This window comes from Alkalihalobacterium elongatum, from assembly GCF_019024285.1.
In the GTDB taxonomy this organism is placed as follows: Bacteria; Bacillota; Bacilli; order Bacillales; family Bacillaceae_F; genus Alkalihalobacterium; species Alkalihalobacterium elongatum.
Genome location: NZ_WMKZ01000003.1, coordinates 265,876 through 278,538, shown reverse-complemented (window position 1 = coordinate 278,538; position 12,663 = coordinate 265,876). Strand labels below are relative to the sequence as shown.

The window sequence follows — 12,663 nt, the reverse complement described above, 5'->3', positions numbered from 1 at the left end:
CTCAACAACTATCGCCGAGGTGTAAGTACTCCAAAAAACGATAAATTGTAGACAACCAAGCTATGATTGATTAACTATCGGTAGGAAATAAATAACAAACTTTAAAATAAAATGTTTTGAAATTACCTTATCCCTAGGCTTCCCTTTTTGTACGTTTCTAGTATGGTTTGTATCCGTTTAATTTCTATGTCGGATAATTCTTCAATTCGGCCTAGTTCACTTTTTACATGATTAATTGTTGGCGGGGTATTTTTCTCTTCACTTTTTAAGAAATAAGTAGCGACTGAACTTGTTACCAAACCTAATAATCCGATACCAAATAACATAAGAACAACTGCAATTAACCGTCCTACAACCGTTTGAGGTGAAATATCACCGTATCCAACCGTTGTCGCAGTTACGACCGCCCACCATATAGCATCGATATAAGTTTCAATATTAGGCTCTAGGATTTGGATAGGAATGGAAGAAACAAAAATGAGTACAAATAAACCAATTAGAACTTTATCTAAATTGTTTGTTCTTAAGATCTCATAAAAAGGCTTTAAATAATGATTTAAGATGGAAATGCTTCGTATTACTCTAAATAATCTAACTAATCTTGCTAACCGAAAAATAGAATTAAACGGAATAATAGCTATAATATCCAATGGATTTTTTTTAATATAACCCCATTTATCTTTACTGACTATAAATCGTAAAGAAACATCTAATACAAATAGCATCCATACTATGAAATCTAAGTAAAAAAAAAATCCTTGATTTCTCCAAAGTGTCAATACCGAAATAAGAGCTAATACAGCCATTGTTACTTCGTAAGAAACTAAAAGTTTAGATTTAGTTTGTACTGGATTAACCATTACCTTATTCAATACTATCAACCCTTTTCATTCTAGTGAAGACCTTTATTAATATTATCGCTCCATTTGCTCCAAGCTCTGACTCAAGCTGATACATAAAAACATTTGTTTCCAAAAGAAAATACAACACAAGTTAAAAATAGTGCAGCAAAAAAGCCTATAACACCTCAGCTATAGGCTTATAGATTAAAGATAATTATTGTTAAAGCATTGTTAATACTCGTTGATTTTTCTACCTTTCAATGTACGGAAGAAGAGTTTGAAACTTACATTTCACACACAATCGGACCAGCATTAGCATCAACGTTTACAGAGCTAAGACAATAAAAATTTTATGTATAATATGCGGCGGAGAAGGGGGGATTTGAACCCCCAATAAACCATACGACGTTCATCGTACCTCTCCATTGGCTCCACAGGTAGGACTCGAACCTACGACCGATCGGTTAACAGCCGATTGCTCTACCACTGAGCTACTGTGGACTAAAAAGTAGTTAGCGCTTCATTTTCAAACTATAGTGTAAGCCAAATTCCCTGTATTATTCATCAAAGGAATAAGAAGTTAAAAACACCTCTAGTTACTATGAACGAGGTGTTAAAGCCCTTTTTGAAAATTTAACGATAATTTCTGTTATTTTTGTTGTTAATATTTTTTACTCTGTCGCTATATTCTGGATACATTTGGTTATCATCATTTGTTTTACTTGTTGCATTTGCCTTATTAGCCTTTTTATTGTTTTGCACAAATATGACCTCCTTTTCGTTTTCAACATTAATTATTTTATAAATAACCTTAAGATCTAAACGAGGGTTTGTTTACCAATTACAAATGACTGATGGAATTTACAAAAAATGTTTACGTTATTATCGCTAAAATAGCAAAGAATAAAGGTGTAGGTAATTAGTACAGTTTTTAGCTTAGCGCAGCTTAAAACAGGACAGGAGTGTAAATATGTCACTTAAGAAACAAAGAAAAACTGTCTTTAGAGATAATCAAGATATAGTTGAAGGGGAAAATGTTAGTGAAGAAGAGATTAGAGATCGTGACAATTTAGGACCATTAAATTCAGAAGAAATAAGGTTTAAGCATGCGGACGATATTTTTGATTAATTAATTTTATAGATTTTTTTGTAAGCTAGAAAAGAACCTAAATGATCATGAACACTTTAACTTTAAAAGGAGGTAAAAATATGGTGAATCTAGATTTTGATAAATTCAATAAGGCACAAAAAAAACATGAAGCTCACTACCTAGCTGGTGGTGCTAAAAATAAACCTGCTTCTGAAAACTTTAATTCAACAGACTTAAATCGAAAAAAGCCGCCTTCCGTTGGAGCAGAGGGAAGAGACGTCTAAAAATTGACTAATTAATAAAAAGCTAAAACAATTTAGAGTCTAAAAAATGTCTTGCTGTTAATCAGTAGGATATTTTTTTGTTTTTATTTGCATAGATTAGTTTCTACATTTTCCTAATTTTTTCCTCTAATGTGTGCGTAACTCTTCTTTTGTTACCACATTCTCCTAGTTTTTTCCTCTCGCAGGTACTAAGAGCCTTATTTAAGCTGCTCACTAAAATTGGGTTATTTTTAGTCAGTCTCTTTTTAAGGCTTATATACATCAAAAAGAGAAGGAAGTTCCTACAAGTTTAAGAATATCTACTAAAATACGATGTAAAAACACTACCAACAATTACTAGTTTAGTTCACTCAATTTTTTATAAAGGTTTGCCGATAAAACAAATAGATAATAGTTTTATAAATTATAGATTACTAAAGGGGAACAAACGTATGAAAAGAAAAGTCATCTCTATGTTAATCATCATTTTATTAACGTTTAGCTCATTTCAGTTATTAGCCGAAGCCAATAACGGTAAAGGCAATCAAAGGTCCACTAATAATGTAGAAGCAACAGAAGCTACAGATATTTTATTGACAGAAGAAGTGCAAATCCAATCTACCAATAACGGGAGAGGTAATGGTAGAGGAAACAGTAAACAATCAGAACCCGTAACACAACCCTTACCTGAGCCTATAGAAGAGGAGCCAACTCCTGAACCAGTGCCGATTGATGAACAAATTCCAACCATTAATCATGTTGTGCAATCTGGTGATACACTGTGGATTTTATCGAGGCAGTATGATACAACAGTTGAAACGATAAAAGCTCTTAATCGTTTAACTTCTGATGTGTTATTAGTCGGACAGGTTTTATTAGTACCCGCACCAAAAACAACCGAACCTGTTAAAGACGAACCTGTAATAGAAGACCCTATCAAAAAAGAATTGATGAACCTTGGGTATTATACTAAATATTGGCATACAGACATGAACTCATATAATTCTTTGACTAGTTTTCACTCCTATTTAAATTCGATTGCTATCACTTCGTATGATGTAACAGTTAAAGGGACGATTGAAGGTTTTGAGGCAAGTGAAGCAGTTGTGTTTGCTAAAGAGAATGGCGTAGTTCCTTATGTAACGATACAAAATAAATTTGATCCAGCAATGACTCATATTATTCTTTCAAACTCAACAATTAGAACGACTACCGTTCAAAATATGTTAGAGTTAGTCCAAACAAAAGGCTACAATGGACTTAACTTAAACTTTGAAAATATGTATGCTTCAGACCGTGCAAATTTTAATGAATTTGTTAGAGAGCTTGTCACTGTCTTCCGTGCGTATAATTATCCAGTTATCGTTTCTGTCCCTGCAAAAACAGGGGATTTCCCAACATGGGCATGGAGCGGTACATTTGAATATCGTATCATCGGTGAACTTGCAGATTATGTACAAGTAATGACCTATGACCAACACGGTTCGTGGGGCACACCAGGACCAGTCGCAGGATTAAATTGGGTAGAAAATGTCCTTAAATATGCAACTAGTGAAATTCCTTCAGAAAAGATTCTCATCGGGTTACCTGCCTATGCGTATGATTGGAATTTAGACCAACCAGCTAATAACAGAGCAATTACGTGGAGGAATGTAAAGAACTTAATTAATACCACAAATGCAACAATACAATGGGACAATCAAGCACAATCACCATTTTTTAATTATACTGACGCAAATGGACATAAACATACCGTTTGGTTCGAAAATGAAAAAAGTATCGCGTTAAAAACTGAGCTAGTTCATAAATATAATCTAGGCGGAGTTTCTACTTGGAGAATGGGTCAAGAAGACGAAAGTTTTTGGAAGGCCGTTCAACAAGGACTTCGTCAGGAATAACAATATGGGTTTGTCTATTTAAATAGACAGGCCCTTTTTTCAGTCGCAATGTTAAGGTATGTTATTGAAAATCATGAGAAGGATAAACATTTTTTGTTCATATTGTGTTCATATTAAGCTGTTAAACTTTCTATTGTAAAAATTAAGCTTAGACACTGTAACACTAGATTATTATAATGAACATAATATATATAGCTAAGTAAGAGAACTGTATAAAACACATGAAAAAAGGGTGGTGAATTACATTCTTTATTGGATTAGATTAGGTATCTTTATTACCTTATTAACCGTAGGACTAGTTACTTTTCAACGGACGGACATCTTTACTTTAATCATGGAAGCTGATTTTGAAGGGATCCAATTACTTTTAAACGAAAATACAGCTTCGCTTGTTTTTGTAACATTATTTCTAATGATTGTTCAAAATGCCTTTACCATTATTCCGCTTATTTTATTAATTAGCTTTAATATGGTTTTATTCGGTTTTTTTTATGGCGTCATTTGGAGCTGGCTGACGAGCGTCCTGGCGGCGGTTATTATTTTTATCGGAGTACGTTACATTTTCCAAGATCGTCTACTAAAGAAATTTAATAATGAAATGAAAGAAAAGGTCGAAGAAAACGGGTTATTATATGTTTTTATCGGTAGAGTTTTTCCTTTTGTGCCAACCAGTTTAGTTAATGTAGTTGCTGGGGTTAGTTCGATAAAGCTAAGCCAATTTATCATCGCCACAACTTGTGGGAATTTCATTTATTTCTTCCTGCTCGGTCTCCTACCTATGGGGTTAGTTAAACTAGGTCTGAATTATTATGTTATTGGTACAGTTCTTATCGTTATCATTATTGCCATTAATATTTATTCGTTTTACTTCAAAAAGAAAAAAAGCATTTGGTCAGTCAAATCAGCTTCTAGTTAATAGAAACATTTTTTCACAAAGCTTCACGCTAAAGCGTGAAGAACCAAGCTTACGCTTGGTTACGGTTCAATAGCAAAAAACAACATTCTTTAAGAAAAGAGCCTTTTAAAAAGTTCGAGGGGTTAAAATGAAATTTAAAAAACAATCCATAAATAATAACATTAACAGTAATCCAAAAATAATAGATGAACATATTGCTCTACCAATCGTATTGAACTCACTAGGAACTGCAGTTATTACGATTGGTAACTGTATATTTAATAATCTTAAAACTAAGACGCTCCTGCAAATTGGTGACTGCCAACTTAGCCAGTATTTATCTTCACAGTTTAATCGAAATGGGTGCAGACAAAAATATGCAATTAAAGTGAACGCTCCAACAAGTAATTCAAGTAATAGAATACTTGATACTATGAAAAACGCCGACATCCTCATTCTTTCTTTAAAGGACGAAGAAGAACAATTAAAAATGAAAGAATGTCTTACAAGTTATTTAAACAAGTATAATCATCGACGTATACTGATTATTGACGTGTGCCATAACGAAATAGAACTAAATTTGCCAAAGATTAATAATACATTTTACTTTCATTTAAAAGACCTAATGGCGTTCTTTACTGTTCCAACTGAAGCTAAAAGTAAACTATTGGTATAGCCGAATTCCGGGTGATGAACAAAATTACGATCAGTATATACATTTTAGGGCAGGATGAAAAACACCTCTTGAGTTAGAATAAAAAGCTCATGAGGTGTTTTTCTTATGATATTTAGGCTTTTATATTGGTGGAGCTGTTATGTCGTTGATATTTTCTCAATATTAATCTTTCTAATTACTGCAATAATAAGACGGCATAGTAAAAATTTTGCAAGCAGTGAGACAAATGAATGATACCAAGTCCAGCCTTTTCTCCATGTGATCAAATCAGTGTTCTTTTCAACTATCGTCTCAATAATCGCCTGTGGAATGACAAAAGGAAAAAGTTTTAAAATGAAAGCGACTGGACGGCTGTTCAATGTCCATTGATTATAATAAAGCAATAACAACGGGTAGTGAATAAAGTCAAATGGGAAATGAATGGCAAAGTTTTTCTTGAAAGGTCTAACTCTATATTTAAGATACCCGTTAGAGACAAGAAGGCTATCAGCAAAAGCATTTCCAATACAACTTACAAGATATACAATAATCCAATCTTTAAAAGAGCGCTTCAGAATCGTAAAAGGTAAAAGGGATAATGAAATAAATGTAACGACCGACAGTATAGTACGCTCTGGTTTTCTGTTCATATGACGGTCCTCCCAATAACTAATACCTATAAGGTGCTTATTTAAACCTATTGTTATTCACATTTGATAAAAATTAGTGAAGATTATCGAAATATTCTTTTGTTGGATTTAAATTGTAACCACTTTTAAAAAGTACTTAAAGGAGTAGGATATTCAAAAATTAACAATTTTAATCTTTAATTACATGATTTTATATTTAATTGATGTGGCATTTCTTTTCTCTTTTGATAAAATAAACATGTATATTAGAAATTTTTACATAACAACTATTTGAAAAGGGTGTTTTCATGGATTTTTTACAAACGAAACAATTAATTCAAGAAAGAAGAAGTATTCGTAAGTTTCAGGACAAGCCTGTAGACAAACAAGATATTCTAGATATTATTGATTGCGCTAGATTTGCACCTTCAGATACAAATTCACAAACATGGGAATTTCTCGTCATTACGAATAAAGAAAAAATTAAAGAAATTGAAGATATGACATGGGCTTCGCTTCATGATAAAGCAAATGAAGCGACAGAAAAAGGATTTGAAAAACCAGCGAAACTTCTCGTTCGCTCATTCGGGCCTTATGCAACAGCTTTTTCTGAAGCACCTGTTCTTATCGTTTGCCTTGCAACACCATATGAGTCAAAATTTAAAGATAAAATATTTGACCCAATTGGTTTTGTTGAAGAGCACGTTTGGACAGAAGAAGGAATTAAAAGCAGTTGTTTAGCTGCACAAAACCTAATGTTAGCAGCACATGCAAAAGGTCTAGGTACTTGTCCGATGACTGGCCCAGTTTTATTAGCACAAGACAAGCTACGCGAATACTTAAACATTGAAGACTATAAAGAAATTAATATGGTAATTTCACTAGGACACCCAACAGATCAACCGAAAACAATGCCAAGAAAGCCAGTTGAAGAAATATTGACGATCATTGAGTAGTAATTTTAACAACAGATGATTGTAAGTACATAAAAGGCTATCAATAGAATAGTGCAGATGGGGGAGTTGCTAAAGTAGCTCCTTTTTGCTTTGCCTAGTAAAGGGAAGCTGAAATGCTATATGTAAATTGACTCCAATTTTAATGATCCAATATGGTTGATTTAGAATAGAATTTTTTTTATTGTATATTATTGTTTCTAAATACACTTTTAGGACATGGATTTCCCTGAAAAAATAAAACTATTTCTCTAAATGTGACTTTAGCTCACAAACTTTCCTAATACTGTATTTCACCTGTTCTAAGCACAGATTTACAACACACCGTTTCCTAATACTGTAACTACGATGTTCTTATGTTCTTATAACAGCTACAACTAAACCTAATTACATTGAATGTCCCTTTCTCCCCAAATCTCCTAGCAAAAACGGCCTAATTATTGGATTTTGTGATATGAATTTGTAATACTTTGTAATCTTTTTGAAAAGTAGAGCATTTCCACTTGTTAGGAAAAAAATTTGATAAACTCATTTTAACGAGTCTACAAGGGAGACATATAAGGTGGTCGGACAATGTTAAGAAATAAAAGCCCGTATCTTTCTTTCTTTATTTCATCAATGGTTTTGTTAGGTGTTGGTTTTTCTTTAGCTGGTACTTTTTTAACATCAGATGTAAGTAACGATGCTCGCTCATTTAATTCGAGTGAGGATATACCTTTAATGATTCCAGCCGACATAAACTCATTAGACGACGAACAACTTGAAAAGTTTTTTAAGGTATTAGAAAGAATGGACAATTTGCGAGAAAATGTAAAAAATGACTTTGTAAGGACACATGAACTAGATCTCCAAGAATATGAATATCTACCGAATGATTTGGTTTACGATGGTAAGGGTGCTTATCATAATTTGGCCAGTGTTATCAGCCGAGTCATTTCAACTCAAACTTATGGTGATATACTGCCTTACGTATACTACAATAAAAACAATCAACATGTACTTATTTTTGATAAAAAATCTAATGGGGATAACCTTCTTCATATACGAAAATTTAACGGGGAACAATGGGAATTTGTTGATAGAATATCAACTCCTGGTGTTAAAATGATAGATAAACATTGGGAGAACGTTATTATAGAAAAATAACAAGGAGGATAGTCTTTTCGGCTATCTTTTTTTATTTCTCTACTCAATTAATATTATTTAAAAATTTTTATACCGACGAGAATAAAAATTTATCGAAAGAAAGAGGTATTAGCTGAAATAAGGAGAAATAAATAAAGTGAACCTTTCATAGGTATAACTTTGTGTATAAAAACTTAATACAGTTTGGTCCAAAAATACACATATGACAATATGAGTACTTTGCAAGCCCCCTTTTCTCAATAAGATACTGAAAATTCCAAAATTAACACTAGCATTTTAGCAAATAGGAAGGAGTTTTTTTATGGTCAATCAAACTGAAGTACAAACCCTTAAAAATTTCATTGGAGGAGAATGGATTCAGGCAAAAACAAATAAGGTTGAAGAAGTTTACAACCCAGCTACTGGCGAGGTCATTGCATACGTTCCAATCTCTACATATGAGGATTTAGATTATGCTGCAAAAACGGCGAAAGAAGCATTTAAAGATTGGAGAGGCGTTCCTGTACCAAAACGTGCACGTATTCTTTTTCGCTATCAACAGCTTTTAATGGAAAACTGGGAGGAACTAGCTCAATTAATTACGAAGGAAAATGGAAAAAGTTATGACGATGCCTATGGAGAAGTGCAGCGAGGGATTGAGTGTGTCGAATTTGCTGCAGGAGCACCTACTTTAATGATGGGTGAGCAGCTTCCTGATATTGCAAGTGGAATAGAGTCAGGTATGTACCGCTACCCGATTGGTGTCGTCGGTGGTATTACACCGTTTAACTTCCCAATGATGGTTCCTTGCTGGATGTTCCCGTTAGCCATCGCTTGCGGAAATACGTTTGTATTAAAGCCTTCAGAGCGTACACCACTTCTGGCGAACCGCTTAGCAGAGCTATTTAAAGAAGCTGGACTTCCTGATGGCGTGTTAAATATCGTCCATGGAGCACACGATGTTGTAAACGGAATATTAAGCCACAAAGATATTAAAGCAGTTTCTTTTGTAGGGTCACAACCTGTAGCCGAATACATCTACAAGACTGCAGCAGCAAACGGTAAACGAGTTCAAGCGTTAGCGGGAGCAAAAAATCATTCTATCGTCATGCCTGATGCCGATTTAGATAGTGCCGTTACAAACATTATAGGTGCGGCTTTTGGTTCAGCAGGAGAACGTTGCATGGCCTGCGCTGTTGTCGTTGCCGTTGGAGATGTCGCAGAGGAGTTAATGGTGCGATTAAAACAGGCTGCAGATGATATCAAAATTGGAAACGGTATCAATAAAGATGTCACTCTTGGGCCTGTTATACGCGAATCACATAAAGAAAAGACGCTTCAATATATTGAAATTGGTGAAAAAGAAGGAGCTACGCTCGTCCGTGACGGACGTCAAGATGAAGTAGTCGAAGACGGTTACTTTGTCGGACCAACCATTTTTGATAACGTTAACTCTGGAATGAAAATATGGCAGGATGAAATTTTTGCTCCTGTATTATCGGTCATTCGTGTCAATGATCTCGCCGAAGCGATTGAAATTGCAAACGAGTCTGATTTTGCCAATGGTGCGTGCTTATACACTGATAGTGCCAAAGCAGTAAGACAATTCCGTGAAGATATTGATGCAGGTATGCTAGGGGTTAACTTAGGTGTTCCAGCACCTATGGCATTCTTCCCGTTCTCTGGCTATAAAAATTCATTCTACGGCGATCTCCATGCGAATGGAAAAGATGGCGTTGAATTTTATACACGTAAAAAAATGCTTACAGCACGTTACTAAATTAGTAAACTAATCGGAATAGAAGTTACAGCAACCCGTAGAGGGAGGATTTAATGACATTAAATCATGCCTCCTTCTACAGAAAATTTGATGAGGTGAACGATCTAATGAGTGAAGCAAGTGTTTTATTTGAAGTAAAAAATAATGTCGGGTCTATCCGGTTAAACCGTCCAAAGGTTCTAAATTCGCTAAATGCTGAAATGGTCAGATTGCTTTCTCGCCAATTAATCGAGTGGGAATACGATCCATCAATTTCTCTAGTCGTTATTAGCGGTGAAGGAACGAAAGGTTTATGTGCTGGCGGTGATATGAGAGCTATTTATGATTTAAGAGACTCTAATATTTTAGGTCTAGCACGCGAATTTTTCTCAACAGAGTATTCGATGGATATTATGATTCATCAATATCCAAAACCCGTGATCGTTAATATGGATGGTATCGTAATGGGTGGCGGTGTTGGACTTTCAGTTGGTGCATCTCATCGAATTGTAACAGAGAAGACAAAATGGGCAATGCCTGAAATGAATATCGGTTTCTTCCCCGATGTTGGAGCTAGTTACTTTTTAAATCAAATGCCAGGTTTCACTGGTCGTTATCTAGCTCTTACTTCAGGTATTATTAAGGCTCAAGATGTAATGTATGCAGGTGCAGGGGACTATTTCATGAATAGTGATAACTGGACGAATTTAACAACAGATCTTTTTAACACAGATTGGGCATTAAACGATGTTGAAGATGAAGTTAATCGAATCCTTAAAAGATATTGCCAACCAATTGATGTCAAAAATGCCAACCTCGCAACTGTACAAGAAAAAATAGATCAACATTTTTCTCATATTAGCATGGAGGAAATTATCTCTTCATTAGAAGGAGCCGCAAATAATGGAGATGAGTGGGCAAAAGAAACATTACATACTTTGCTATCCAAATCACCAACATCATTAAAAGTGACCCTTCGTCAATTACAGGAAGGTGAAAACAAATCACTTGTCGACTGCTTCAAGATGGAGTTTATATTAGGTATGAATTTTATGACTCTACCAGATTTCTATGAAGGTGTGCGGGCGGTACTAGTTGATAAAGATCGCTCACCAAAATGGAGTCCTTCCCAATTCAAGGACGTTACAGAAGAGGCTGTATCAGCTTTCTTTAGGTGGGAAGAAGACGAGGATCTATTAAATAAGTTCGACACATTAAAATAATTTGAGTCAAAATTAATACATTAATTAGAATTAATGATTGCCATAGCAAACGAAGAGAAGGGATGTCATCGAGTTAAAATTGATAAGTGTACAGGGGGAATGCTGTTTTGATGAATGCTATTTCAAGTGTCTACATGCCAAGAGCGATTTTTTATGGAAGAGAATCGCTAAAAACAGTAGGGAAAGAGACAAAACGAAGAGGGACTCATGCATTAATTATTAGTGATCAGATTATGGATAACCTTGGGTATGTAAGTGAATGCGTTCGCTACTTAGAAGAGGTTGGAATATCTTATACTACTTATCTTGGTGTTAACACTGAACCTACTAATGAACATGTAGAACAATCGCTAGAGCTCTCTAAAGAAAACAACTGTGACGTCGTTATTGCATTAGGTGGGGGTAGTTGTATCGATACTGCAAAAGCGGTTGCGGTGCTTATGACAAATGGCGGCGATATTAGTGAGTATATGGGCAACAATCGAATAGCGACGGAAATGCCTTTACCATTAATTGCAATTCCTACGACAGCAGGAACAGGTTCGGAAGCAACAGATGTCACGGTAATTACGAATACAAAAAATGATGTAAAAATGATGATTAAACAAACAGCATTTTTACCAGAGGTCGCAATTGTGGACCCTTTGCTTACGGTTTCTTCACCAAAAAATGTAACAGCAGCTACGGGGGTCGACGCGTTATGTCATGCAGTAGAAGCATTTATCTCAAGACGCGCACATCCTTTTACCGATCACCTAGCCCTTTCAGCGATCAAGCTTATTTTTGAAAATATTCGTCAAGCATATAACATTGGTGAAGACATAGTTGCACGAGAAAATATGGCACTAGCGGCATTACAAGCAGGAGTTGCCTTTTCAAATGCATCCGTCTGCTTAGTCCACGGTATGTCACGTCCGATGGGAGCGATGTTTCACGTTCCGCACGGAGTATCGAATGCGATGTTATTGCCTGCTGTACTCGAATTCAGTAAAGATGAGTGTATCGATCAATTAGCGGAAATGGCTTTAACGATAAAACCAGAGCTAAAGGGTGCGTCAAAAGAAGATTTAGCTGATACGTTCGTTAGGGATGTGAAACAACTATGTCTCGAATTAAATATCCCAAATATGAAGCAATGGGGCATTGACCAACCTACTCTTGAAAAAGTCGTTCATAAAATGGCACAAGACGCTGTAGCTAGCGGAAGTCCTGCAAATAACCCGAAAGTACCTGAAGAACATGAGATAATTGAATTGTATTATGCATGCTATGACTACAACATGAAGGAAGAACAGAATATTTAATGGGTTTTTTAAAGAACATTTCTTTAC

Annotated in this window: 13 protein-coding genes and 1 tRNA gene; 10 read left to right on the top strand and 4 right to left on the bottom strand. The window is 35.0% G+C overall.

What is annotated here, in order from left to right:
• Positions 1-122: 122 nt before the first annotated feature.
• From GKP30_RS07020 to GKP30_RS23730, 3 genes are all read right to left on the bottom strand, one after another.
• Positions 123-872: a potassium channel family protein gene (locus tag GKP30_RS07020; protein ID WP_236034939.1), complete on the bottom strand. Its 750-nt coding sequence runs from the start codon at positions 870-872 to the stop codon at positions 123-125.
• Between the two features lie 396 nt (positions 873-1,268).
• Positions 1,269-1,343: transfer RNA gene (locus tag GKP30_RS07015), tRNA-Asn, on the bottom strand.
• Positions 1,344-1,475: 132 nt separating this feature from the next.
• Entirely contained in the window at positions 1,476-1,604 is a 129-nt protein-coding gene (locus GKP30_RS23730; RefSeq protein WP_268884669.1) for a hypothetical protein, read from the bottom strand.
• Between the two features lie 208 nt (positions 1,605-1,812).
• Between GKP30_RS23730 and GKP30_RS07010 the strand changes: the two genes are divergently transcribed.
• From GKP30_RS07010 to GKP30_RS06990, 5 genes are all read left to right on the top strand, one after another.
• The gene (locus GKP30_RS07010; protein WP_216828703.1) at positions 1,813-1,971 is read left to right on the top strand and encodes a hypothetical protein; all 159 of its coding nucleotides are present in this window, start codon (positions 1,813-1,815) and stop codon (positions 1,969-1,971) included.
• Positions 1,972-2,051: 80 nt separating this feature from the next.
• On the top strand, positions 2,052-2,216 hold the full coding sequence (locus tag GKP30_RS07005) for a hypothetical protein (RefSeq protein ID WP_216828702.1): 165 nt from the start codon (positions 2,052-2,054) through the stop codon (positions 2,214-2,216).
• A 431-nt stretch (positions 2,217-2,647) separates the two neighbouring features.
• Positions 2,648-4,093, top strand: coding sequence for a glycosyl hydrolase family 18 protein (locus GKP30_RS23425; RefSeq protein WP_216828701.1), 1,446 nt, complete (start codon positions 2,648-2,650; stop codon positions 4,091-4,093).
• Positions 4,094-4,328: 235 nt separating this feature from the next.
• Positions 4,329-5,009 carry a TVP38/TMEM64 family protein gene (locus GKP30_RS06995; RefSeq protein ID WP_216828700.1) on the top strand — a complete coding sequence of 227 codons (681 nt, stop codon included), beginning with the start codon at positions 4,329-4,331 and terminating at the stop codon, positions 5,007-5,009.
• Between the two features lie 127 nt (positions 5,010-5,136).
• On the top strand, positions 5,137-5,664 hold the full coding sequence (locus tag GKP30_RS06990; RefSeq protein WP_216828699.1) for a hypothetical protein: 528 nt from the start codon (positions 5,137-5,139) through the stop codon (positions 5,662-5,664).
• A 137-nt stretch (positions 5,665-5,801) separates the two neighbouring features.
• On the opposite strand, the gene GKP30_RS06985 is transcribed toward GKP30_RS06990, so the two are convergent.
• Positions 5,802-6,293, bottom strand: a complete 492-nt coding sequence (locus GKP30_RS06985; protein ID WP_216828698.1) for a CBO0543 family protein — start codon at positions 6,291-6,293, stop codon at positions 5,802-5,804.
• Between the two features lie 287 nt (positions 6,294-6,580).
• On the opposite strand from GKP30_RS06985, the gene GKP30_RS06980 reads away from it, so the two are divergent.
• The 5 genes from GKP30_RS06980 (at position 6,581) to GKP30_RS06960 (ending at position 12,636) form a co-directional block, all read left to right on the top strand.
• Positions 6,581-7,228 carry a nitroreductase family protein gene (locus GKP30_RS06980; RefSeq protein ID WP_216828697.1) on the top strand — a complete coding sequence of 216 codons (648 nt, stop codon included), beginning with the start codon at positions 6,581-6,583 and terminating at the stop codon, positions 7,226-7,228.
• 570 nt (positions 7,229-7,798) lie between these two features.
• On the top strand, positions 7,799-8,371 hold the full coding sequence (locus GKP30_RS06975) for a hypothetical protein (protein ID WP_216828696.1): 573 nt from the start codon (positions 7,799-7,801) through the stop codon (positions 8,369-8,371).
• A 301-nt stretch (positions 8,372-8,672) separates the two neighbouring features.
• The gene (locus tag GKP30_RS06970) at positions 8,673-10,130 is read left to right on the top strand and encodes a CoA-acylating methylmalonate-semialdehyde dehydrogenase (protein WP_216828695.1); all 1,458 of its coding nucleotides are present in this window, start codon (positions 8,673-8,675) and stop codon (positions 10,128-10,130) included.
• A 107-nt stretch (positions 10,131-10,237) separates the two neighbouring features.
• On the top strand, positions 10,238-11,332 hold the full coding sequence (locus GKP30_RS06965; protein ID WP_216828760.1) for an enoyl-CoA hydratase/isomerase family protein: 1,095 nt from the start codon (positions 10,238-10,240) through the stop codon (positions 11,330-11,332).
• A 110-nt stretch (positions 11,333-11,442) separates the two neighbouring features.
• Positions 11,443-12,636, top strand: coding sequence for an iron-containing alcohol dehydrogenase (locus GKP30_RS06960; protein WP_216828759.1), 1,194 nt, complete (start codon positions 11,443-11,445; stop codon positions 12,634-12,636).
• Positions 12,637-12,663: the final 27 nt, after the last annotated feature.

What these genes read in the sequence shown, in the direction of transcription:
- GKP30_RS07010 (WP_216828703.1), top strand. Translation starts at nt 1,813, where the DNA reads ATGTCACTTAAGAAACAAAGAAAAACTGTCTTTAGAGATAATCAAGAT.
- GKP30_RS07005 (WP_216828702.1), top strand. Translation starts at nt 2,052, where the DNA reads ATGGTGAATCTAGATTTTGATAAATTCAATAAGGCACAAAAAAAACAT.
- GKP30_RS23425 (WP_216828701.1), top strand. Translation starts at nt 2,648, where the DNA reads ATGAAAAGAAAAGTCATCTCTATGTTAATCATCATTTTATTAACGTTT.
- GKP30_RS06990 (WP_216828699.1), top strand. Translation starts at nt 5,137, where the DNA reads ATGAAATTTAAAAAACAATCCATAAATAATAACATTAACAGTAATCCA.
- GKP30_RS06985 (WP_216828698.1), bottom strand. Translation starts at nt 6,293, where the DNA reads ATGAACAGAAAACCAGAGCGTACTATACTGTCGGTCGTTACATTTATT.
- GKP30_RS06980 (WP_216828697.1), top strand. Translation starts at nt 6,581, where the DNA reads ATGGATTTTTTACAAACGAAACAATTAATTCAAGAAAGAAGAAGTATT.
- GKP30_RS06975 (WP_216828696.1), top strand. Translation starts at nt 7,799, where the DNA reads ATGTTAAGAAATAAAAGCCCGTATCTTTCTTTCTTTATTTCATCAATG.
- GKP30_RS06970 (WP_216828695.1), top strand. Translation starts at nt 8,673, where the DNA reads ATGGTCAATCAAACTGAAGTACAAACCCTTAAAAATTTCATTGGAGGA.
- GKP30_RS06965 (WP_216828760.1), top strand. Translation starts at nt 10,238, where the DNA reads ATGAGTGAAGCAAGTGTTTTATTTGAAGTAAAAAATAATGTCGGGTCT.
- GKP30_RS06960 (WP_216828759.1), top strand. Translation starts at nt 11,443, where the DNA reads ATGAATGCTATTTCAAGTGTCTACATGCCAAGAGCGATTTTTTATGGA.